A 20,077-nucleotide genomic window follows, 5' to 3' on the forward strand; every position below is an offset into this window, starting at 1 on the left:
ATGATGCACAAGAACGTTCGCCGAACGCCGTCTCCCTCATGGCTTACCGTTAGTCACCGCACTGACGGGCACGCGACGGGCACGGGCAAGCAGCGTCCGTCATCCCCGCAAATGAGTGCGGGTCATATCATGCGGTCACTGGCTCCGCACTTTGCCTCAATGAGGAAGGCCGCTGCTCCCGTGCCTTGCCCCACTGTGTACGGCTGCGCTCAGCAATGATCAGGCTGACCTCCATGGCTGCGGCCACCGGCCATTCGATCACTTCGAACGCGGCCAGAGCGGCGAGAGCGCCGCTGTAAACGAGGTGCTCTGGTTGCAGAACCCACCGGGTGGTGCCTGCCATGGTGCCGGCCACCGATCGAGTGGTGCCCGCCACACTGCCGACCATGTTTCCGACCTGCTGGCGGCTCGGCGGGTGGACGTTGAAGCGGAGCATCGGCAGGTCCAGCGTGAGCCCGCGCCTTTGACCGTCGTGCTTCACGACCGGTCCTCCGGCCTTCTGCTTCTCGGGCTCGCGCTTCCCGCTTCTCGCCGACCTCGGCTTGCGAGCGCGTGTTGTGGGCTCGGTCATGACTCCTCCCCTGACGAGTTGGAGCTTCGATTCAAGGGATACGTATCGTTGCAGGTACGGTCCTGGATTCCTGTCTCCCCTTCCTGGGGGTGCAGGTCCGAAACCCTCACAGTCGCAAAGGATGAGCTTTGCGGCCCAAGCTCTCCATGCTGGTTAGAACATTTGTTCGAGTGGGTAGCGATGAGGGGTGACGCATGACCTCCCTCCACGGGTCCGCGACCTAGTTCGCGGCGGCCATCACTCCTACATCGACGAGTGGCAACGCCGTGACGATGGCTGGTGGGCGCACCTGTGGTGGATCGAGGACAACCCCAAAAGCGGCTGGTCTAAACACAAGGATCCGTTCCTGCAATGCGATGCCTGGCGGCCCGCCGCGATGGTCCAGCGCATTGACGGAGAGATCTACCGGAAGGTTCGCCGCACGCGGCTCGATTCGTCGACGGGCACTCCGGTACCGATCAACCCCCTTGACACCTGAGCGCCAAACAGGGAGATGGCCCCGAGTCCTCACGCGCCGTAGGAACGACCCACTGCTCAGCCGGCCCTAGGCAAGGGCCTCACCGCGCTGCTTTCCGTCCTGACGTCAGTGGTCGCCTCTTGTCCACGGTTCACGGTCTCTTGTGGCCCGTCCGTGTCTCCGGCCAGAAGCTCGATCAAGCGAAGCATGTGGCGTGGCACGTTGATGAGTAGGACGGAGTCGTCGCGACAGAGTCCGGTCAGCATGCGCAGGCCTGCGAGGTCGATAAAGTCGAGCTGGGCGGTGTCGATGACGAGGGTGTCTTCACCTCGTCCGACTTGTGTCAGTGTCCTGGCGAGCGCCTGGGCATTGCTGGCGTCCAGCTCGCCGATCAACTGGATGAGCGTGGTGCGAAGTCCCAGATTGCAGGTGACGCGGAGGTGCTGATCGAGGTACAACACGGCCTCGACTGGGTCGCCGGCCTTACGGGCGCCCGGTGTGACGCTTTTGCGGATCACGGTCATGGATCTACCCCCTGACCTTCCGAGATCGCGCACCGGCCGACGTCGGCACGTCTATTGGACCCTAACACCTGAAGGGACTTATACGAAAGTGTCTTCATGTATCCTTCTTCAGGAGAAGATGATCAGGTATCGTTAGCAGGTCCGCATGTTCGGGCTGATGCCGAAAAAGGTGGGAAGCCGTCATGACGAGCCCCGACGCCCGTTCGTCCTCGTGGACCTTCCTGACTCATCACGCCCGGGTCTTGTTGGAGATTGCGCGCGATCCGGAAGCACGACTTCGAGACATCGCGAACGCCATCGGCATCACCGAGCGTGCGGTGCAAAACATCGTGAACGACCTGCGTGATGGGGAGTACGTGACGTGCTTCAAGGTCGGGCGCCGCAACCACTACAAGATCAATCCTGGCCGGGGCTTCCGCTATCCGACCGAGGCGAACACACCCATCGGCGTCCTACTGGCCATGTTCAATACGCACGATCAGTCATCCACGAACACCCCCCGACAGTCGGCGCTCAGCTAGACAGTCCCATCCCGCTCCATCCGTCGTAGCCAAGCGACTGGGGCACGAGAACTGAGGGGGCAAGGAGCGCTCATCACCCCCCGATAACGGGTGCCCCCTGTGACCCCTGGTGGAGGGGGACAGCCTGGCGGAACTCGGGCCAGGCCCTCGCGCGGTCTCCTCCCGAGAGGGAGGCGCAGTCGGAAACGTAGCATCTACGCAGGTCAAACCGGGTGAGCGCAGCATGGACCGCAAGGCAAGAGGACGCAAGCTGAAGGCCATAGTCAGGGTGTGAACCGCCCCGCGCACGGGTTCGGCACTTGCCGGCCGGGTAGGGAAGCCAAGTCCCGCCCTTCAAATCTCGCAGATGGCAGGCGGGATGCTCAGGCGGCCCCGGTAAGGGTGCTGGCGCCTCCGCGCCGGGGTCGTTCCACGTGTGTGAGCTGACCCGAAATTACAGAGAAGACGGCCACCCAGAGGTAATCGTGATCAGGAACGCGCTCGTCGCAATGCTGGCCGTTATGGCAGGGCTCGTCGCCTACGCCTACTGGCTGGCTATCGTGAGCCGGCGCGACGCCAGAAGGGCTCCGTGGCACGCGACTGAGATGTCACTACCGCCCAAGTACCGCTGACAGGTATCTGAAGATCTCCATGGTGTTGCCGGGCTTGCACCCATAAAGGCTGCTTTCGAGCGTAGCTTGGGGTCACAGAGGACTCTTTGTGCGTTGGCACCAGGGTCGGCGTCGCCCGAGGCGTAAGTCAACACGTAAGCCAGGCGATTGTGATGCCAAAACAACTCACCAACACGGTCCACTCACGGCCTCCCACACGGTCGCGTCTGCCGGCAGTTCGCGTGTCCGCCTACACGATCGTCGGTCTCCATGGCGATATGGATATCGCCACCGGTCCGGCAATGAGGATGCACCTACATGAGGCGCTTCGACAGTCCAAGGACGTACTCATACTCGATCTGTCCGGTGTGTCCTTCTGCGACGCATGCGGATTGGCCGTGTTGGTAGGCATCCGGCGTGAGACCAGGGAGCGTGGCATCACGCTGCGGCTCGCGGCGCCGACTATGCGGATGACCCATCTGCTGCGCATCACGTGCCTGGACCAAAGCTTCACGATCCACGCGACGCTGTCCAGCGCGATCGCGTCCACACACCGATCCGGTTGCCTGAAACAGGCAAACTACGTCTGCCTCTACGTCCTGTAGCAGTGCGACAAGGAGTGCCCATCACCCCTGTCTATCCCGATGCTGCCATCGACCCCCAAGCGGCAGCCCCGTGGGTCGTCAGAGGCAACGTCGCCACCACGGCGACCATCTGGAACAACGTCTGGACCGGCGCTGTCGCCGTCCTGCTCGGGCTCGGCGCGATGTTCCTCGGGAACAGCCGGGCCCGATGACCGTCGGGTGACGCCGCATCTGCGCGGAAGCCGGACCTGAGCTCCGGCTTCCGCCCGACGCCGGACCATTCACGGGGGTGGAGGGATGAGAGCGTTCGTCCTTTGGGGCGCGGGAAGCCCTCGGCGCCGCCCAGGTGGGGATGTTGCGAGCTCTGACCGAACAGGGGATCGGGCCGATCTCGTCGTGGGGGCATCTGTGGGCGCGCTCAACGCGGCACACCACGCGGCCCATCCCCATGCGGAAGGCGTCGAGGACCTCGCGAAACTGCGGTTGTCGGTAGGCCGCCACGACTTCTATCCGCTCAGCCTGGCCGAGATGGGTCACGTCCTGGCTCGCTACCTCCCCTGGCACCCGCTGCGCGGCGGGTCATGCGCGCTCGGTCTGCGCAACTATGCGTTTCCGGTGAATCCGCTCACCATCGAGGCGGTGGCCACAGGCCGGCAGAACCATCTCTTCGACAACAAGGAACTGGCCTGTTTCCTGGACCGGGCCCTGCCCTTCGACCGCCTCGAGAACACCGAGATCCGCCTCGCCGTCCTGGCGGCCGACGCACACAACGGGGATCCGATACTGCTCTCGCACGGGCCGGCGCTACCCGCCCTGCTGGCCAGCACGGCGATCCCGGGCCTCTACCCCACCGTGAAAGTCGACGGCCGGCCCGCTCATGGACGGCGGCCTCGCACGGCACACCACGCTCGACGCGGCGTTCACGTGTGGAGCCGACGAGGTGTACGGGCTCAGCCCGGGATTCTCCTGCCAACTGCCGAGCCTGCCCTCCAGTGTCATCGGCATGATGCTCCACGCGTACAACCTGCTCGCCGAGCAGCGCATGGCCGCCTCTATCGCCCGAGTCGAGCAGCCCACAAGACTGCACCTGCTCCCGCCGCTGTGCCCGGTCGACGTGCTGCCCATCGACTTCCGGCAAACCGCCGATCTGATCACCATGGCCTCCGACGCCACGAGGCGCTGGCTGGAAGGCGACCAGGGACCCTAGCGCGACAAAACAAGCAGTCCCCAGTAGACCGCACAGGGTGATCGGCGGTGACAATGGTCCGCCAGCCGTTCACGTCCTGCGGATGTCGGCGGCCCGGAGGTCGGCGATCGTGGGGTAGCCGTCGATGGCCATAAGAAGATCGAGCTCAGCGAGGACTGAGCGTAGGTGGTGGATCAGCCCGTCAGAGACTCCCACGGCCAACGCATAGGCGTACGGCCTGCCTATCCCCCACCGCGGTGGCTCCCAAGGCAATGGCCTTGGCGACGCGGAGCCGCTACGGACGCCGGAGTCGAAGAGCACCGGCAGGTCGCCGGCCGCCTCGACGACGCCGGGCAGCAGATCGAGCGCGGCGAGCCCGCCATTGGCCTGTCAGCCGCCGTGGTTGGAGCAGTAGATCGCGTCGATGCCATGGTCACGCGCGCGTCGGGCGTCGTCGGGGTGACATATGCCAGCCGCCAAGTAGGCGCTGCTCTGGGAATCTGTGCCCACTTCCAGCTCGGCTCACGTTGTTAACTCTTCGACGGCGGGGCTAGTGCTGCAGGGTTACATGAAGACGACCTCGCGCCAGCGATCGCCGTGGCGGCCGAGCAAACGAATGTTTCCTTGGGCTTAGGGCTGCCCGGCGGGCCGCGCCTCCCCTTGGTGCCGCCCGACGCTGACCAGTCCAGTCTCGTAGGCGACGATGACTGCCTGGACACGGTCGCGGAGCCCGAGCTTGGCAAGGATGCGGGCGACGTGGGTTGCGACGGTCGCCTCGGATAGGAACAGGCGATCGGCGAACTCTGCGTTACTGAGACCGAGGGCCAGTAGACCTAGCACTTCCAACACCGGTCCTCTTGAGCAGCATAAACGGCCCATTTCCGCCGGGACCTTCCAGTGGGTATGAAGCTAAGAACTGTCGCTCCGGATGTGACCGCTGCTGATAAGCCTGCCGTCCTGAGAGGATCGGAGGAATTGATGCTCACACGGCTCATCGCTCTGGTCGCCATCATGTCCGTCGCGCTGGTAGGCAGCGCCAGCACTCACGCCGCCACAACGCCCGATGTCAACGAACAGGACCGGACGTTCCTACTCGAGGCGCACCAGGGGAACCTGGCGGAGATCAAGGCAGGACAGCTCGCACAGAAGCAGGCAACCACGGAGGCGGTCCGCGGCATGGGCGCACGGCTCATCCGCGACCACGAGGCTCTCGACGACGAGGTCCGCAGAGTGGCCGACAAGGTCGGCGTCACTCTTCCAGATGAACCGAGCAACGAGCAGCAGGCAGCGCTCGAGCAGGTCTCCGACAAGAAGGGCGCCGAGTTCGACCGGGCGTGGACCGCCTCACAGATCACCGGGCACCGCAAGACGCTCGCGGCTGTTGCGACGGAGCTGTCGAACGGCTCGTCGGAGCAGGTCAAGCAACTCGCCCGCGACGCCAAGCCGGTCGTCCAGGAGCACCTTGATCTACTTGAAAGCATCCAGGGGCAAAACGACTGACCCTCCCAAGCCGATGGGGCTGCCGCTGCCATCTCCTGGCTCGTGAAGCGTCTAAATGCGTGATCAAGCTCTTCGAAGGGCTCCCGCCGGCCGCCCGGCAGGCTCCACGATCCTGGGTCGCGGACACCAGCATCCGGTCCGTGACCTCTCATGGATGAGGACGGAGGCTACGTCGACGCTCTGCGGTCGAGTCGCCGGCCTTCGAGAATCAGGGCGCCGCGCCCAGCTCTGCGCTCAGGATTTTTGCGAGTGCGGCTCCGGTTCGCGACGGCTGGTCGCTCATTCCTCGCAGACCTCGCGCAGAATTCGCGAGTAGAACTCTTGGACGCTACCGCCCTCCCACAAGGTCTCGGCGTTGTCTTGGGGGTCGTCGGCGCGAACCACCATAATCCGCAGGTCCCATGCGGAGACTTCCAGAAGCTTGATCACATCGTCGTCGCGGTGCTCCCAGTGAGGGAAGAACGGCGCGGCTACAGTCCACGCCGCCGCACGTAGCCGCTCCATCACCTCGACGGGCTCGCTCACGATGGCCGCTCCCTCTTGGTCGGCTCCTCGACGTAGGCCAGTTAGCAGCGCCGTAGCCCGGGTACGTCGGCGAACCGTACGTGGATCAACTGCATGAGCCCCCAGAAGGCCTTCCAGGTCCCCGCCCGAGGATTGAGGGCGACGACACGGAACGCGTCGGACAACCGCCCGTGCGCCGCCTGGGCTGTGAGCGGGCCGACCTAATGTTGTGAACGACTTGCAGACCTGAGCGTGCGCTCATCATTCGGCAGACATGCAGTCACGTGAAGCTGTGCTTCTGCGTTGCGCCCTGGACCCCGACTTGGTCTGCGACGCAGAACGAACGGGAGCCTTCCTCTCCTGGCGGTCGGTCGTCGGCCTGGCGGACTCGGAGATCTCTTCGAGTCCCTGAGCTGCCTCTTCGCTCACTTTGGCCACGGCTTTTCGGCCGCGGGCCGCCTTCTCGTCGTAGAGCTCGTTGAACATCGTGGTCACGGTGTTGGTGTACTCGTGCGGGGTCGCGGTCGGTGATGATGCCCTTGAGCCGGATGTCCTCGCCGCAGATGGGCAAGGCTCCGACGTCCCGTTTGGCCATCCGCCGGCCGCATCGTCCAGGCTCTCGTTGATCCCCACGCACTCACAGCCGTGGTGCATTACTTCTTAGATCCTTTTGATTCTTTTTCGGTGCCCTGCTCCCTCAGGGGAGTGTGAAACCTCGTTCGAAGCATTCTTGACCTGCATATTGAGGCTCTGCCCAGAGTGCGGGTTTCCGGGGAGTCGAATCGTGTAAGGGAGGTTCAGCCTGGCTGCCCGTCCCAACAGGCTCTGGCCGAGCTGGGCATCATGATGATGCCTGACGGCGACGAGGCGTCGGGTGTCGCCTCGTCGCGGCTGGGTAAGGCCAACGGAGACATTCGACGTCATATCAGCGGATATTCGCTTTGCTCCCTCGCGGACCGGCCGGTGCCAGCCAGTGATGGTGGTTGAAGAGGCCGTGACCACGTTGGAGCTCGGCAGCGAGAGTCTTTTGCGAGGACGTTATGAGTGGTGCTCACGACTCCATGCCCGACCGGCTCGCGCACATGCTCGGCTGGGCCAGCCTCGTCTTGGGTGCAATGCAACTCGCCGCCCCGCGTGCCATAGCCCGCATCAGCGGGGTCGATGACTCGCCCGCAGCCCGGGTGGTCATACAGCTGGCCGGCTCGCGGCAATTGCTTCACGCGACCACCCTCCTGCGCGGGCGGAAGCACGCAACAGGGCTCTGGAACCGTCTCGCAGGTGACGCCGTGGACGTTACGTCGCTCACCGGTGCGCTGGTCGGACGTACGGGTGCAAGACGCCGCCGGGTCGCCGCCGCCACCGCCGGGGTCATCGCCCTCACGGGCGTGGGCGCGTACGCCGCACTGAGGATCCGCCGGGCCCGAGGGCGAGCGGCGGACACGGCCGAGAGCGAACTGCGCGCCGCCATCACCGTGAAACGCCCTCGGGAGGAGGTCTACCGGTTCTGGCACGACTTCGAAAACTTCCCCCGCTTCATGACGCACGTCGACTCGGTGAGGATGAGCGACGGGCAGACCCACTGGAGGGTGCGCGGCCCGGCGACGAAGGCCGTGGAGTGGGACGCCGAGATCGTCGAGGACCGCCCCGGGGAGCTGATCGCCTGGCGATCGACCGGCGGTTCCCTCGTGCCGAACAGCGGAATCGTGCGGTTCACCGACGCGCCCGGCGGCCGCGGGACCGAGGTGCGCGTGCGACTGCTGTACCACGTGCCTGCGGGCAGGCTGGGAGGCGCCCTGGCCAGGCTGACAGGTGAGCATCCCGAGCAACAGGTACGGGACGACCTGCGCCGATTCAAGCAGGTCATGGAGACCGGCGAGGTGGTCAGGTCGGAGGGCAGCCCTGAGGGCACCCGGGCGCTGCGGCAGGCATTCCAACGACGTGCGCAGCCGGTCGCGTGAGGAGGCTCCGATGAAGGCGAACTGCTGGATGGGCCGCAACACCGTCGAGGTGCGGGACGTGCCCGACCCGAAGATCCTCAACAGCCGTGACGCGATCGTGCGGATCACGTCGACCGCGATCTGCGGCTCCGACCTGCATCTCCTGGACGGGTACGTCCTGACCATGAAGAAGGGCGACATCCTCGGCCACGAGTTCATGGGAGAGGTCGTGGAGGTGGGACCCTCCGTGTCGAACCTCCGGGTCGGCGACAGAGTGGTGGTGCCCTTCCCCATCGCCTGCGGACACTGCAACGCGTGCGAGCACGACATGTTCTCGCTGTGCGAAAACTCCAATCCCAACGCGGGACTGGCGGAGAAGTTCATGGGCCACGCGCCCGCGGGGATCTTCGGGTACTCCCACATGCTGGGCGGGTATCCGGGCGGCCAGGCCGAGTACGCCAGAGTGCCGTTCGCGGACATCGGCCCCATCAAGATCGAGAATGGGCTTCCCGACGAGAAGGTGCTGTTCCTGTCCGACATCCTGCCCACCGGATGGATGGGCGCCGAGATGTGCGACATCAAGCCGGGAGATGTGATCGCGGTCTGGGGCGCCGGCCCAGTCGGTCAGTTCGCGGTCGCCAGCGCCTACCTCATGGGCGCCGAGCGCGTGATCTGCATCGACCGCTTTCCCTACCGCTTGAAAATCGCCGAGCGGGCGGGGGCTGAGACGATCGACTACGAGGACGTCGACGTCCAAGAGGCGCTGCTCGACATCACCGCCGGCCGCGGGCCTGACGCGTGCATCGATGCCGTGGGCATGGAAGCCCACCACCCCAACCCGGCGATGTACGCCTACGACCGCACAAAGCAGGCGACGCGCATGGAGACGGACCGGCCGTACGCACTGCGTGAAGCGATCATGGCATGCCGCAACGGGGGAACGGTTTCCGTCATCGGGGTCTACGCGGGATTCGTCGACAAGTTCCCGGTGGGATCATTCATGAACAGGTCGTTGACGCTGAGGTCGGGGCAGTGCCATGTGCAGCGGTATCTGAAGCCGCTGCTCCGCCGGATCGAGAACGGCGACATCGACCCGAGCTTCGTCATCACTCACCGACTGCCGCTGCGCGACGCCCCGCGGGGCTACGACATGTTCAAGAACAAGGTCGACGACTGCAACAAGGTCGTGCTCTCGGCCTAGCTGTACGCCCTCGGTGGTGAGACATGGGAGAGATCCTGGTCGGCACGGCGTCGTGGACGGACGCCACACTCCTGCGGTCCGGCTGGTACCCGCCGGACGCCACGACGCCGGAGGAACGCCTTCGGTACTACGCGAACCGGTTCCCGCTTGTGGAGGTGGATTCGACGTACTACGCCCTGCCCGCAGCCGAGACGGTGCGATCGTGGGTCCGGCGGACCCCGCAGGGCTTCACCTTCGACGTCAAGGCGTTCTCATTGCTGACCTGTCATCCGACCCGTCCGGCGGCGCTGCCCAAGGAGTTGCGGATCGAATCCGGTACGGGCAGGAGGAACCTCTATGTGCGGGACCTGGATCACGGACGCGCCGACAAGGTATGGGAACGCTTCGTCTCCGCGCTGTTACCGATCCGCGAGGCCGGCAAGCTCGGCGCGGTGCTCTTCCAGTTCCCACGATGGTTCCCGATCGGCAGGCGCAACAAGAACTACATCCTCGAATGCAAACGGCGGTGTGACCCGTTGCGAATGTCGGTCGAGTTCCGCAATCGAACCTGGATGACTGAGGACAACCAGGCCGAGACGCTGGACTTCCTGCGCTCGCACGACATCCCCTACGTTTGCGTCGACATGCCCCAAGGGCATCCCTGCTCGATTCCCCCTGTTGTGGCGGCCACGGCTGACCTCGAAATAGTCAGGTTCCACGGCCACAGCGACAAGTGGACCAGCCACGACATTCACGAACGCTTCGGCTATCTCTACTCCACCGAGGAACTGCGGGAGTGGGCGCCGAAGCTGCACGAGCTGGCCGGGGAGACCTCCAGCACGCACGCGCTCATGAACAACTGCTACCGCGACTACGCGCAAACCAACGCCCGGCAACTCGCGGATCTGTTGAGAGCATTCGAATAGGGTTCGGTCGATGGCCTGACCAGGCTGCGGCTCGCGGTGGTCATCTCCGCGGCGATCGCCGCCTTGGGCACCTGGTTGTGGTTCGTCCGGCCCCTCGTCTCGCTTCTCCGCGACAACGACAAGTAGCGCGGACCAAAGCGGACTGCGCGATGCCGGCCGCCTCATGCATTCTTTCCGCCCTCTACGCGTTCAGCCGGGGCAGGATCTCGACCGAGTAGAAGGAGAAGAAGCCCTCCTGGTCGGGACCGATCTGGGAGATGTAGACCTCGTCGAACCCGGCCTCGACGTACTGCCTTATCGACCGGAGATGGTCGTCGACAGACGGCCCGCAGGGCACGTTCTCCGTCGCCTCCTCCACGGTGACGAGTTGGGCGAGCTGCTCGAAATGGCGCGGCAGCGGCAGGAGCTGGTTGGCCTCGCCGGGAATCGCGCTCGTCGGCCACAACCGGTGCACCGTCTCACGCGCACTGCCCTCGTCATGGGCCCAGCAGACCTTGATGCCCGCCGCTGTGGGCTTCCCTGTGCCGCCCGCCTTGTGGAACTGTTCGACGAGATCACGGTCGGGTGAGGTGGAGATGTACCCGTCGCCGGCCCGTCCGGCGAGTTCGACCGCCTTGGGACCGAATCCGGAGATGTAGACGGGCGGCGGCGTGTCCGGCAGCGAGTAGATCCGTGCCGTATCCACGTCGTAGAACTCGCCCCGGTGGGTGACGAGTTCGCCGCTCCACAGTTTCCGGATGAGCTCCAGCGCCTCCTCCAGCATCCGTTGCCGTTCCTCCGCAGGCGGCCACGGATCACCGAGGATATGCTCGTTGAGCGCCTCCCCCGTGCCGACCCCGAGCCGGAACCTCCCGTCGAGCAGGATCTGGGCGGTGGCCGCGGCCTGGGCGATGATCGCGGGGTGGATCCGGATGATCGGGCAGGTGACCGCGGTGGTCACGGGCAGCGAGGTGGCCTCCGAGATCGCTCCGATGACCGACCAGACGAACGAGCTCTGCCCCTGTTCGTCGAGCCAGGGATGAAAGTGGTCGGAGATCCACAGAGCCTCGAACCCGGCCTGCTCAGCCAGTTTGGCCTGCCGTACGAGCGCCTTGGGGTCGTGCTCCTCGCTCGAGAGGAAGTATCCGAATGTGGTCATAGAGGCCACGTGCCCGGTGCTCTTAAAGCAAACGTCCGCCGATAGGCGTTCATTGACCCAAAACACCGACCGCTGCGACCGCTGATGTTATGAGGTCATTTGCCAGGGCACCTGGAGGTCTATGGCTACGCTCCTCTGGCTCATCGCCGTCGTACTCGTAATCGCCGGGATCTACGTCATCCTGGCGCGTCGGGACATCCTCTGGGGGATCGTCCTCATCGTCGTCGGGCTCCTCGTCGGCCCCGGAGGCGTCAGCATCTTCAATCCATAGTCGGCACCCCCTGAACAACGAACGGTCGGTGTCAGCTGACCGCCGTCCCGCTTGTTTCAGCCAGCCCGCAGCATCGCGATCCGCTCGCTCGGTCCAAACCGAGCCACGGGCAGCGGAGCGATAACCATCCGAACACGCCGAAAGATTCTGGAATTGCCCCCCCCGCCAACTGATCAAGCCGCGCCGCAACCTGCGATGAAACCGGGCTGACCTGCAACGGTCGTCGGTGGCTCTGCGCATGGCACTCGTATCTCCCACCTCTTCAGGAGGGCCGTTTAGACCTCGCATCGGCGGACAGTGGCCGTCCGGAGGTGTGCTGGTGTTTGAGGGATTCGCACTGGAACGGATCGATGTCGGTGAGGTGGAGCTGCGGGTACGGGTCGGCGGTGCGGGGCCTCCCGTCCTGTTGCTCCACGGCCATCCGCGCACGCATGCCACATGGCATCGGGTGGCGCCGCTGCTCTCCGACGATTTTCACGTCGTCTGCCCGGACCTGCGGGGGTATGGCCAGTCGTCGAAGCCGCCCACCTCCCCCGACCACTCGCCGTACTCGAAGCGGGCCATGGCCGGCGACTGTCTGACGTTGATGCGACGGCTTGGGCACGAACGCTTCGCCGTGGTCGGGCACGACCGGGGCGGATACGTTGCCCAGCGCCTGGCGCTCGACCATCCTGAGGCGGTGGACCGCCTGGTCATCCTCGGTGACGTGCCGATCGGCGAGGCGCTCAAGCGCTGTGATGCCCGCTTCGCCGCCTCGTGGTACCACTGGTTCTTCTTCGGGCAGACTGAGAATCCTGCCGAGCGTTTGATCAATGCCGACCCGGACGCGTGGTACAAGGCCACCGCCGACGAGATGGGCGCGGAGGCGTACGAGGACTTCCGGCGCGCGATCCATGACCCGAACGCGGTGCACGCCATGATGGAGGACTACCGTGCCGGGCTCGGCGTGGACCGCGCGGCCGACGATGCCGACCAAGCGGCGGACCGCAAAATTCAGTGTCCGCTGCTCATACTGTGGGGCACCCGCGACGACCTGCCCGAGCTCTACGACGACATCCTCACCATCTGGCGAGACTGGGCCGGCGACGTCCAGGGGTACCCGCTCGACTGCGGCCATCACATGTCAGAGGAGGCGCCGTACGAGCTGGCCGCCGCCCTGCGCGCGTTCCTCTATCCGTCGGCGGCTCTTGACGTTCCCTGATCTTCGCACGTCCGATGTAGGTCCCGCCCGAGCCGGAGATCGTTCCGATGAGACCGCCGAGCACGCCAGGAGCGGAGTTGACCCTGACGTTCGCGATGTCGATGCCGCCGACCAGCAGGTGTCAGGGGTGGCTGGCCACGGAAGGATGCGTGAACGGGCGAGGAGCGCCCTGAACCCCCCGGTAGCGGGCGCTCCTCGTGTCCCCGGTGGACAAGAGCGGGACAACCTGGCAAAACTCGGACCAGGCCCACGCGCACTGCTCCTTAGCGGAAGAAGCGCACGGGCGTTTCATCACCGAAGGTCAGCAACGCCAATCCGGACCGCGCGGTTTGAGGCGGCAAAAAGCGCCCGCCGCTCCCGGGAGGGTTGCTGCCGCGCTCGCCCGGGGCCGCCCCACTTCCCTTTGCTGGCGAGTGAGCCGGCTTCGGGACGCCTGCCTGGCACTCTTGCAACTAGCCAATTCTTGCCAATTTGGTGCGTTAATTCCGATATGTCGGGTACTCGGCTCCAATGGCAATGGACCAGGTCAACAGGTACCACCTCGGCGAGAAGGTGCCACAGAGCGGCATCTACGAGTGAGCGTCCGCATGCGCCACCAGTGGAGCACAGACGTGAAGAGCCGGCGACCGGTCATCTCTATGAGCCGCCCTATGGGGCGGAAGGGGCACGATGCTAGAACTGACCGTCAATCATGAGGCGACTCACGCCGTAGTCGCTGCGGACGGTGAGATTGATTTCCTTTCGGCCGACCTGCTGAGTGCCGTGCTGAACAAGCAACTCGCCGAAGGTCGACCCCATCTCATCATCGACGCGTCTCGGCTGTCGTTCTGCGACTCCACGGGCTTGGGGGTTCTGCTGGAGGCCCGGGCCACGGCGATCAAGCGCGGCGGCTTCGTACGGCTCGCCGGGGTGCATGGCAGCTTCGATCGACTCCTGAGCATCACAGGTTTACGCGGGGCGGCGTTTCCGGTGTTCGACTCGGTGGCGGAGGCCGCCAGCGCGTAAGGCCAGCCCCTGCCTGTACCGATCTTCGGTTGGGGTACCAGGACCGGCGTGGGGTCTCTGCCTCCGTACACGCCGATGATGGCCCAGCTCGGCCCGCTGCCCGAGCCGTCAGCGGACTACGCCCACGAGATGAAATGGGACGGCGTCCGCGCCCTCGCCTACGTGGAGAACCGGGCCCTGCGGCTCATCTCCCGCAACGGCAACGACGTCACCGTCGCCTACCCGGAGGTGTATCCGCTGGCCGGGTCGACCGGCGGGCACGACTGCGTCCTCGACGGCGAGATCGTCGCGTTCGACGAGAACGGCCGGCCGTCGTTCTCGGCCCTGCAGCCCCGCATGCACCAGCGCCATTCAGAAACGATCATCCAGCTCGTCAAGCTGGCCCCCGTCACCTACCTCGTGTTCGACATCCTGCACATCAACGCCGTCACCTCGACGAAGATGGCGTACACCGAGCGGCGGAGCCTCCTCGAGGACGTTGTCACGGCGGGCGCGCGCTGGCAGGTGCCGGCGTGGTTCCCCGACGCCGGGCAGACCGCGGTCACCATGTCTCAACGGATGGGCCTGGAGGGCGTCGTCGCGAAGCGGCTCGACTCGCCGTACCGGCCGGGGAAACGGTCGGCCGACTGGACGAAGGTGAAGAACGTCGCCACCCAGGAGGTCGTGATCGGCGGGTGGAAACCCGGCGGCGGACACCGCGCCGGAATGATCGGCTCGCTGCTGCTCGGCGTCCACGACGAGGCCGGCCGCCTCGTGTTCGCCGGCCACGTCGGCACCGGATTCACCGAAGCCGCGCTGCGCGACCTGGCCGAAGTGCTGGCGCCGCTGCGACGCAGCAGCTCACCGTTCGACGGGCCGGTGCCGCGCGAGCACGCCCGCTACGCCCAATGGGTGGAGCCGCGCCTCGTGGGCGAGGTGCAGTACGCCGAGTGGACCGCCGACGGCATCCTGCGTCACCCGTCGTGGCGTGGGCTGCGATCGGACAAGGACCCCGGCGACGTCGTCCGCGAGGTGCCGCCAGGGCGGCAAGTCGGCTGAACAAGGGGGGCGATCATGAGTCAGCCAGGAAACCCGATCCCGGGCCCGGAGGACCGGCAGTCCCTGTCGGAGATGCCGCGCGATGAGCTCCACATCCGGCTGGCGGCCGTCGTGTTCGCAGTCGCCTGATCGTGGCGGCCGTCGGCACGGCGGCGGACGCCCTGGCGGTGGCGAGGGGCGCGGAGGCCGACGACCAGACGCGAGAGGACCGACGAGACCGTTAGGTCCTTCGAGCGAGGCGCCGACAAATGGCGCAGAGCGCCTGGAGCTTCTTCCTGCGGCCAGCAGCCTCGCTCACTCCATACGCAACGAGATCGAAATGACGCGGGATAGCCACCAGAGCCGGCGATCCTTTCGATTGCGGCCCGCACCTAGGTCACAGGCATATGACTAGAGGGATCGGTGAGCGGTGGGAAGACCGCACAGGGCTCAGAGATCGCACAGGCTCCTGTGAGACGAAGCAGTTGCCGAATCCATACCTCAAGGCCCGACTGGTCCGGCGGCGGGAGATATGAGGACGGCGTTGCACCCCCTTACCGATCTTCCCGGTGGGGAGATGAGCTGAGACCCCCGAGGGTACTACGCAAAGTAGCGATTAGATACACATAGTTACGGCTCGAGGAGTTGCCATGCCGGAACTTCTTTTCATCACACTGCTTCCGACATTGAGTCGCCTGATCAGACTGGGCCTCCTGAGCACGTACCACAGCGATCTTCGACGGGGCCAGGCGGCGTGGTTCCTGAACACCATGGCCGCGACCGGCCCAGACGTGCGGCGGGAGGGCTGAATGGATCAGAGACGCACACCTGTTCTGGACGCACTGGTCGCCTATCGCAGGCGAGGCGACCTGTCCTTCACCCCTCCGGGGCATAAGCAGGGTCGCGGGGTGGACCCTCGTGTGCTGGAGATCCTTGGCCGTGACATGTTCGCCGCGGATGTGATGGCTCTCAATGGACTCGACGATCGGCTGATGTCGCAAGGGGTGCTGGAACAGGCGCAAGAGCTGATGGCACAGGCCGTCCATGCCGATCACACGTTCTTCTCCACCTGCGGCAGTTCCCTGTCGGTCAAGAGCGCGATGTTGTCCGTCGCAGGGCCAGGTGAGAAACTCCTGGTCGCCCGCAGCTCGCACAAATCGGTGATCGCGGGTTTGATCATCAGCGGCGTGCACCCCGTCTGGGTCCATCCCGAATGGGACGCCGAACTCGGCTTTTCCTACCCTCCATCACCCGCTGCGGTAGAGGCGGCTTTCAAGGCCGAGCCGCAGGCCAAGGGAGCGTTGATCGCCAGCCCCACTGACTATGGAACCTGCGCCGACCTCGCCGGCATCGCGGAAGTCTGCCGGCGATACGACCGGACGTTCATCGTGGATGAGGCGTGGGGAGCTCATCTTCCCTTCCACGACGACCTGCCGGCTTGGGGCATGGACGCCGGAGCGGACCTCTGCGTGACCAGCGTGCACAAGATGGGCAACGGGCTGGAACAGAGCTCGGTGTTCCACCTGAAAGGCGATCGCGTCGACCCAGCGGTGCTCAAGTTGCGTGAGGACCTGCTCGGGACCACCAGCCCATCCAGCCTGATCTATGCGGCACTGGACGGCTGGCGCAGACAGATGGTCGAACACGGCAGCGAACTGCTCAGCAGAGCCATGGAACTCGCCGAGTCCACCCGCCGAGCCATCGATGGAATCGAAGGTCTGTGGACCCTGAGCAACGAGTCCACCCGCGCCTATGATCTCGATCCGTTGAAAATCGTCATCGACGCATCCGAACTCGAAGTGGACGGCTATCACGCCGCTGACTGGCTGCGGAACCGTTGCAACATCAACATGGCGCTCAGCGACCATCGTCGTGTCAGCGCCCAGCTCACCGTGGCCGACGACGCCGAGACCGCAGGCGCCCTGGTCGACTCACTCCGAGCGCTCGCCTCAACCGGCGATCTTCCCCCAGCCGCCCATGTAGACCTGCCCCAACCTGGCGAACTCGAGCTGGAAACCCTCATGCTGCCGCGCGACGCATTCTTCGGCCGGGTGCAACAGATCCCGGCCGAGCAGGCCGTCGGCCGCATAGCGGCCGAGATGGTCACCCCGTACCCCCCGGGCGCTCCGGCGATCACACCAGGTGAACGCATCACGGCACCCGTGCTGCGCTACCTGATCACGGGCCTCGCGGCCGGAATGCACATCCCGGACGCCAGCGATCCCACATTGAAGACCTTGCGAGTGGTCGACGAATGATCGCGAGCTAGAACTCGGGATGTGCCTTCTTGAACGTGTCGACGCGCACCGTCGCGATCTCGTCCGGTAGGCCGGCGCACTCCACGGATAGTCGTTCAGAAACCGCCCCAGTCTCTTCAACTGTCAGGACGACCCGGTGGTCGGCGACAGGGCCAGGCCGACCGCGTCTGAAGCAGACTCCGTCCCGCCGGACGGTTGGCGAACCGGACTCGCCAACGGCCTGAAGGGCTACTACTTGCCGCCGGTTCCGTGGACCAGTTGCTGTTTCCGTTGCTGGAGCAGTGCGGTGGCCATGGCCGCAAGGCCGAACACGGCGATGACGGCACCCGTCACGACGTTGTTCCAGACGGTACGAGTGGTGGCCGGTTGTCCGCTGATGACCCAGGGCGCGATGATCGTCCACACGCCCAGCACAGGTAGCAGCCAGCTCACGCCGTACGTCCGGCCGAATGCCGACGCGAACCATGGCGAGCGCGACGACCGCCAAGCCGACGATCAGATTGTTGAGCCTCAGGTTCCCGAACCCATAGAACCCGACGACCCACGGCGAAATCGCCAGATAGAGACCCGCCAGCAGAGTTAGGCCATCCGCGAACTGCGCTGGGGCGGTCGATCCCGCACGGTCGTACGTGTCCCGCAGTTCCGCCACATCCGGGCGAGCCGCCAAACCCGTTCGCATCATGATCTAGCTTCCCTTCTCACGATGCTTGCTTCACACCTCCCGCCTACCCGGCGACGCCCAGGCCATGGTCATCACAGGTCCATGAAAGGGCCACGGCTCGTCGCCCCGACCCTCAACGATCGCCTCACGCTTCGGTCTGCTTGTGCGGATCGCCTACGCGTTTGGACTCAGGCGATCCGCGCTGGCGCAGGTAGATCGACAAGACGACCATAGATAACACGGCGAGGAACTCCGACTGCCAGTTCTGCAGCGTACGGTTCCAGAAGTCGGCGGAGACGATGTAATCCGACCAGCTCACCGGATCCTGGAGCTGCGACAGTTGCTCGGCGTTGTAGCTCGCCGTCCCCGCCACGGACTGCGCCAGCCACGACAGAACGAAGACCAGGCCCATGACGAGGCCCAGAGAATTGCTGTAAAGGAAGGGGCGCAGGCCTCCCGCTCGTGCCAGCCCCGGGCTGTCCGGTCCCGCGTACGGCCCCATCTGCTGCGCCTCGTCGCTCTCGGGTCCTTCGCGACCGGGCTCCTTCGACTCGTGCGAGCCCCGCTGCACTAGCCATACCGTGATCAGGATGAACAGCAGAAACTGCAAATACTCCGACTGCCAGTTCTCGGCGACGTCCACGGCGTATGAACTGGACGTCACATAGGCGGGCCAGGAAATCGGAGCGCCACTGTTCGCGACCTGCTGCGCGTTGTAGTCGGCGTTTCCTGCGACCGACTGGCCTATGAGCGCGAGCACGAAGATGACCAAGAAGAAAAGGCTGAGAGCCTGATCCCTCACGAACCGTCTCATGCCGCGCTCCTCACCGATGCAGCAGCCCGACGACCATGAAGCACGCCAGGCCGACCACGATGACGGCCAGCGTGATCGCGAACATCGCCCGCATGTCAGCCTCCCACCACGCACAGGTACGGCTCGTCCCCGCGAGGCCGGCAGCCCGCCGCCCGCACACGCCAGCCCTCGGGGAACCTGTGCAGGAACACCGTGTCGGCGGCCAAGCGCACCTGCGCCTCACTCCCCCACGCTGCCACCGTCCGCAGGGCCCCCGGCGGACGCAATTCCAAGACCGACATTGCGCAGTCGCTACCCCCGACCCCCAGTTCGGCCACCGTCCGCGGAGCGAGCAACGCACACGCGGCATCTCCCCGCCCGTCACGGACCGCGCCGTAGAACCGATCCACCACCGCGCCGATCCTGGCGTCCGGAACCGAGGAACAGCCCGACACCCCCACCAGGAGCGCCGTCGCCGTCGCGAGCATCACCCGTACCGCGTGACGTCCCACACTTCTGCTCACGGACCGGCAGCTACCCTGGATCGCACATATCACCCGTAAAACAAGGATTTAGGCAGCCGCGTCAGGAATGCCAGGCCGAAGATCATCATCTTCGCGCATCGAAGCATCACCTGACCGATTCCTCCGTCACTTCCCGCAATATCAGGCCCAGCCGGCCAGGAATGGCCGAGACCGTAATGTCTGAGAGCCGCGGCCAGCGCCAACGGGAAGTTCGAGGGAGGCGTCAAGGCCGCTGACAAACATGCCGAAGACGTCACGTTGCGCAGTCGACAGTCCGAAATTCATCGGTCGCTCCGGTGTAGGCGGCATGTCCGTCAGCGACGGCGTGATCGTTGTGCGCGTGCTTCAGTGATCGAACGCCAGCGTTCGCCCATCATCAAGGCGCACGCGATGGCGACGGCGGTCAGGAGGATGCCGGCCAGGAAGAGCGGCCACACCCCCGCGATTCCCGCTCCGATCGCAACGAAAAGGAAAACGATGATCCCCAGGCAGGCAACGATCAGCTTGACGTCCAACGATCGTTTCATGTCCGCCTCCCTACCCTGCTCCACCAAATCAACCGGAGCGCCCACTGCGCATTCGGGTCATGCGGGGGACACCCCCTAAGCGTCCGGCCGGGCCAGCTACCCCGACATCGATGACGCCACGTGTGTACGGAGCCCACCGGCGGGTACTGGCTGCGGACAGGCTCTCGGCTCATCTCGGGAGCGCCATAACTGCAGGTCATTC

At 65.2% G+C, this 20,077-nt stretch carries 24 protein-coding genes and 4 pseudogenes; 16 read left to right on the forward strand and 12 right to left on the reverse strand.

Annotated elements, in window-relative coordinates; genetic code table 11:
- Window positions 1-127: 127 nt before the first annotated feature.
- Window positions 128-571 carry a hypothetical protein gene (locus Pph01_RS39735; RefSeq protein WP_204078435.1) on the reverse strand — a complete coding sequence of 148 codons (444 nt, stop codon included), beginning with the start codon at window positions 569-571 and terminating at the stop codon, window positions 128-130.
- Window positions 572-758: 187 nt separating this feature from the next.
- On the opposite strand from Pph01_RS39735, the gene Pph01_RS39740 reads away from it, so the two are divergent.
- Window positions 759-1,049, forward strand: a complete 291-nt coding sequence (locus Pph01_RS39740; protein ID WP_204078436.1) for a hypothetical protein — start codon at window positions 759-761, stop codon at window positions 1,047-1,049.
- A 56-nt stretch (window positions 1,050-1,105) separates the two neighbouring features.
- Here the strand turns inward: Pph01_RS39740 and Pph01_RS39745 are convergent, their stop codons facing one another.
- Window positions 1,106-1,552, reverse strand: coding sequence for an STAS domain-containing protein (locus Pph01_RS39745; RefSeq protein WP_204078437.1), 447 nt, complete (start codon window positions 1,550-1,552; stop codon window positions 1,106-1,108).
- Window positions 1,553-1,734: 182 nt separating this feature from the next.
- Between Pph01_RS39745 and Pph01_RS39750 the strand changes: the two genes are divergently transcribed.
- The 5 genes and pseudogenes from Pph01_RS39750 to Pph01_RS43115 all read left to right on the forward strand — a co-directional run bounded on the left by Pph01_RS39750 (window position 1,735) and on the right by Pph01_RS43115 (window position 4,454).
- The gene (locus Pph01_RS39750) at window positions 1,735-2,073 is read left to right on the forward strand and encodes a helix-turn-helix transcriptional regulator (RefSeq protein WP_204078438.1); all 339 of its coding nucleotides are present in this window, start codon (window positions 1,735-1,737) and stop codon (window positions 2,071-2,073) included.
- Window positions 2,074-2,905: 832 nt separating this feature from the next.
- Window positions 2,906-3,268 (forward strand): STAS domain-containing protein, encoded by a 363-nt coding sequence (locus Pph01_RS39755; protein WP_239117355.1) that lies wholly within the window; start codon window positions 2,906-2,908, stop codon window positions 3,266-3,268.
- A gap of 14 nt (window positions 3,269-3,282) precedes the next feature.
- Window positions 3,283-3,459 carry an SPW repeat domain-containing protein gene (locus tag Pph01_RS39760; RefSeq protein ID WP_204078440.1) on the forward strand — a complete coding sequence of 59 codons (177 nt, stop codon included), beginning with the start codon at window positions 3,283-3,285 and terminating at the stop codon, window positions 3,457-3,459.
- 85 nt (window positions 3,460-3,544) lie between these two features.
- Window positions 3,545-4,057 (forward strand): annotated as a pseudogene (locus Pph01_RS43795) (patatin-like phospholipase family protein); the annotation flags it as partial.
- Window positions 4,058-4,124: 67 nt separating this feature from the next.
- On the forward strand, window positions 4,125-4,454 hold the full coding sequence (locus Pph01_RS43115) for a patatin-like phospholipase family protein (protein ID WP_239117357.1): 330 nt from the start codon (window positions 4,125-4,127) through the stop codon (window positions 4,452-4,454).
- Window positions 4,455-4,523: 69 nt separating this feature from the next.
- Here the strand turns inward: Pph01_RS43115 and Pph01_RS39770 are convergent.
- Together Pph01_RS39770 and Pph01_RS39775 are read right to left on the reverse strand one after the other, a co-directional pair.
- Window positions 4,524-4,943, reverse strand: a pseudogene (locus Pph01_RS39770) (alpha-hydroxy-acid oxidizing protein).
- Between the two features lie 120 nt (window positions 4,944-5,063).
- Window positions 5,064-5,276, reverse strand: a pseudogene (locus tag Pph01_RS39775) (response regulator transcription factor); the annotation flags it as partial.
- A 135-nt stretch (window positions 5,277-5,411) separates the two neighbouring features.
- Here Pph01_RS39775 and Pph01_RS39780 point away from each other — a divergent pair.
- Window positions 5,412-5,933: a DUF4142 domain-containing protein gene (locus Pph01_RS39780; protein ID WP_204078442.1), complete on the forward strand. Its 522-nt coding sequence runs from the start codon at window positions 5,412-5,414 to the stop codon at window positions 5,931-5,933.
- 279 nt (window positions 5,934-6,212) lie between these two features.
- Here the strand turns inward: Pph01_RS39780 and Pph01_RS39785 are convergent, their stop codons facing one another.
- On the reverse strand, window positions 6,213-6,458 hold the full coding sequence (locus Pph01_RS39785; RefSeq protein WP_204078443.1) for a hypothetical protein: 246 nt from the start codon (window positions 6,456-6,458) through the stop codon (window positions 6,213-6,215).
- Between the two features lie 240 nt (window positions 6,459-6,698).
- Entirely contained in the window at window positions 6,699-6,923 is a 225-nt protein-coding gene (locus tag Pph01_RS39790) for a hypothetical protein (protein WP_204078444.1), read from the reverse strand.
- Window positions 6,924-7,477: 554 nt separating this feature from the next.
- On the opposite strand from Pph01_RS39790, the gene Pph01_RS39795 reads away from it, so the two are divergent.
- Genes Pph01_RS39795 through Pph01_RS39805 form a run of 3 tightly spaced genes read left to right on the forward strand, consistent with a single transcriptional unit; the run spans window position 7,478 to window position 10,480 of the window.
- A complete protein-coding gene (locus tag Pph01_RS39795) occupies window positions 7,478-8,395 on the forward strand; it encodes an SRPBCC family protein (protein ID WP_239117358.1) in 918 nt (305 codons plus the stop codon).
- Window positions 8,396-8,405: 10 nt separating this feature from the next.
- Window positions 8,406-9,575: a zinc-dependent alcohol dehydrogenase gene (locus Pph01_RS39800; protein WP_204078445.1), complete on the forward strand. Its 1,170-nt coding sequence runs from the start codon at window positions 8,406-8,408 to the stop codon at window positions 9,573-9,575.
- A gap of 23 nt (window positions 9,576-9,598) precedes the next feature.
- Window positions 9,599-10,480 (forward strand): DUF72 domain-containing protein, encoded by an 882-nt coding sequence (locus tag Pph01_RS39805; RefSeq protein WP_204078446.1) that lies wholly within the window; start codon window positions 9,599-9,601, stop codon window positions 10,478-10,480.
- A gap of 181 nt (window positions 10,481-10,661) precedes the next feature.
- Here the strand turns inward: Pph01_RS39805 and Pph01_RS39810 are convergent, their stop codons facing one another.
- Window positions 10,662-11,618, reverse strand: a complete 957-nt coding sequence (locus Pph01_RS39810; protein ID WP_204078447.1) for a TIGR03557 family F420-dependent LLM class oxidoreductase — start codon at window positions 11,616-11,618, stop codon at window positions 10,662-10,664.
- 121 nt (window positions 11,619-11,739) lie between these two features.
- Here Pph01_RS39810 and Pph01_RS39815 point away from each other — a divergent pair, with 121 nt between their 5' ends.
- The 6 genes from Pph01_RS39815 to Pph01_RS39840 all read left to right on the forward strand — a co-directional run bounded on the left by Pph01_RS39815 (window position 11,740) and on the right by Pph01_RS39840 (window position 17,370).
- A complete protein-coding gene (locus tag Pph01_RS39815) occupies window positions 11,740-11,889 on the forward strand; it encodes a GPGG-motif small membrane protein (RefSeq protein WP_203958304.1) in 150 nt (49 codons plus the stop codon).
- Between the two features lie 238 nt (window positions 11,890-12,127).
- Window positions 12,128-13,090 carry an alpha/beta fold hydrolase gene (locus Pph01_RS39820; RefSeq protein ID WP_308441944.1) on the forward strand — a complete coding sequence of 321 codons (963 nt, stop codon included), beginning with the start codon at window positions 12,128-12,130 and terminating at the stop codon, window positions 13,088-13,090.
- Window positions 13,091-13,759: 669 nt separating this feature from the next.
- Window positions 13,760-14,095 (forward strand): STAS domain-containing protein, encoded by a 336-nt coding sequence (locus Pph01_RS39825; protein WP_204078448.1) that lies wholly within the window; start codon window positions 13,760-13,762, stop codon window positions 14,093-14,095.
- A 48-nt stretch (window positions 14,096-14,143) separates the two neighbouring features.
- The gene (gene ligD / locus Pph01_RS39830; protein ID WP_239117359.1) at window positions 14,144-15,133 is read left to right on the forward strand and encodes a non-homologous end-joining DNA ligase; all 990 of its coding nucleotides are present in this window, start codon (window positions 14,144-14,146) and stop codon (window positions 15,131-15,133) included.
- A gap of 629 nt (window positions 15,134-15,762) precedes the next feature.
- Window positions 15,763-15,921: a hypothetical protein gene (locus Pph01_RS39835; protein ID WP_204078449.1), complete on the forward strand. Its 159-nt coding sequence runs from the start codon at window positions 15,763-15,765 to the stop codon at window positions 15,919-15,921.
- A complete protein-coding gene (locus Pph01_RS39840) occupies window positions 15,922-17,370 on the forward strand; it encodes an aminotransferase class I/II-fold pyridoxal phosphate-dependent enzyme (protein WP_204078450.1) in 1,449 nt (482 codons plus the stop codon).
- Between the two features lie 231 nt (window positions 17,371-17,601).
- Here Pph01_RS39840 and Pph01_RS43890 read toward each other — a convergent pair whose 3' ends face one another.
- The 5 genes and pseudogenes from Pph01_RS43890 to Pph01_RS39865 form a co-directional block, all read right to left on the reverse strand.
- Window positions 17,602-17,802, reverse strand: coding sequence for an SPW repeat protein (locus Pph01_RS43890; RefSeq protein ID WP_204078451.1), 201 nt, complete (start codon window positions 17,800-17,802; stop codon window positions 17,602-17,604).
- A 34-nt stretch (window positions 17,803-17,836) separates the two neighbouring features.
- A pseudogene (locus Pph01_RS43895) lies at window positions 17,837-18,052 on the reverse strand (SPW repeat protein); the annotation flags it as partial.
- A 124-nt stretch (window positions 18,053-18,176) separates the two neighbouring features.
- Window positions 18,177-18,845 carry a DUF6766 family protein gene (locus Pph01_RS39855; RefSeq protein ID WP_204078452.1) on the reverse strand — a complete coding sequence of 223 codons (669 nt, stop codon included), beginning with the start codon at window positions 18,843-18,845 and terminating at the stop codon, window positions 18,177-18,179.
- Between the two features lie 95 nt (window positions 18,846-18,940).
- Window positions 18,941-19,348: a hypothetical protein gene (locus Pph01_RS39860; protein WP_204078453.1), complete on the reverse strand. Its 408-nt coding sequence runs from the start codon at window positions 19,346-19,348 to the stop codon at window positions 18,941-18,943.
- Between the two features lie 314 nt (window positions 19,349-19,662).
- Window positions 19,663-19,863 carry a hypothetical protein gene (locus Pph01_RS39865; protein ID WP_204078454.1) on the reverse strand — a complete coding sequence of 67 codons (201 nt, stop codon included), beginning with the start codon at window positions 19,861-19,863 and terminating at the stop codon, window positions 19,663-19,665.
- Window positions 19,864-20,077 lie beyond the last annotated feature (214 nt).

Origin of the sequence: Planotetraspora phitsanulokensis, from assembly GCF_016863295.1 — a bacterium.
Lineage (GTDB): Bacteria > Actinomycetota > Actinomycetes > Streptosporangiales > Streptosporangiaceae > Planotetraspora > Planotetraspora phitsanulokensis.

What these genes read in the sequence shown, in the direction of transcription:
- Pph01_RS39735 (WP_204078435.1), bottom strand. Translation starts at nt 571, where the DNA reads ATGACCGAGCCCACAACACGCGCTCGCAAGCCGAGGTCGGCGAGAAGC.
- Pph01_RS39745 (WP_204078437.1), bottom strand. Translation starts at nt 1,552, where the DNA reads ATGACCGTGATCCGCAAAAGCGTCACACCGGGCGCCCGTAAGGCCGGC.
- Pph01_RS39750 (WP_204078438.1), top strand. Translation starts at nt 1,735, where the DNA reads ATGACGAGCCCCGACGCCCGTTCGTCCTCGTGGACCTTCCTGACTCAT.
- Pph01_RS43115 (WP_239117357.1), top strand. Translation starts at nt 4,125, where the DNA reads ATGGACGGCGGCCTCGCACGGCACACCACGCTCGACGCGGCGTTCACG.
- Pph01_RS39780 (WP_204078442.1), top strand. Translation starts at nt 5,412, where the DNA reads ATGCTCACACGGCTCATCGCTCTGGTCGCCATCATGTCCGTCGCGCTG.
- Pph01_RS39790 (WP_204078444.1), bottom strand. Translation starts at nt 6,923, where the DNA reads ATGTTCAACGAGCTCTACGACGAGAAGGCGGCCCGCGGCCGAAAAGCC.
- Pph01_RS39795 (WP_239117358.1), top strand. Translation starts at nt 7,478, where the DNA reads ATGAGTGGTGCTCACGACTCCATGCCCGACCGGCTCGCGCACATGCTC.
- Pph01_RS39800 (WP_204078445.1), top strand. Translation starts at nt 8,406, where the DNA reads ATGAAGGCGAACTGCTGGATGGGCCGCAACACCGTCGAGGTGCGGGAC.
- Pph01_RS39805 (WP_204078446.1), top strand. Translation starts at nt 9,599, where the DNA reads ATGGGAGAGATCCTGGTCGGCACGGCGTCGTGGACGGACGCCACACTC.
- Pph01_RS39810 (WP_204078447.1), bottom strand. Translation starts at nt 11,618, where the DNA reads ATGACCACATTCGGATACTTCCTCTCGAGCGAGGAGCACGACCCCAAG.
- Pph01_RS39815 (WP_203958304.1), top strand. Translation starts at nt 11,740, where the DNA reads ATGGCTACGCTCCTCTGGCTCATCGCCGTCGTACTCGTAATCGCCGGG.
- Pph01_RS39820 (WP_308441944.1), top strand. Translation starts at nt 12,128, where the DNA reads ATGGCACTCGTATCTCCCACCTCTTCAGGAGGGCCGTTTAGACCTCGC.
- Pph01_RS39825 (WP_204078448.1), top strand. Translation starts at nt 13,760, where the DNA reads ATGCTAGAACTGACCGTCAATCATGAGGCGACTCACGCCGTAGTCGCT.
- Pph01_RS39835 (WP_204078449.1), top strand. Translation starts at nt 15,763, where the DNA reads ATGCCGGAACTTCTTTTCATCACACTGCTTCCGACATTGAGTCGCCTG.
- Pph01_RS39840 (WP_204078450.1), top strand. Translation starts at nt 15,922, where the DNA reads ATGGATCAGAGACGCACACCTGTTCTGGACGCACTGGTCGCCTATCGC.
- Pph01_RS39855 (WP_204078452.1), bottom strand. Translation starts at nt 18,845, where the DNA reads ATGAGACGGTTCGTGAGGGATCAGGCTCTCAGCCTTTTCTTCTTGGTC.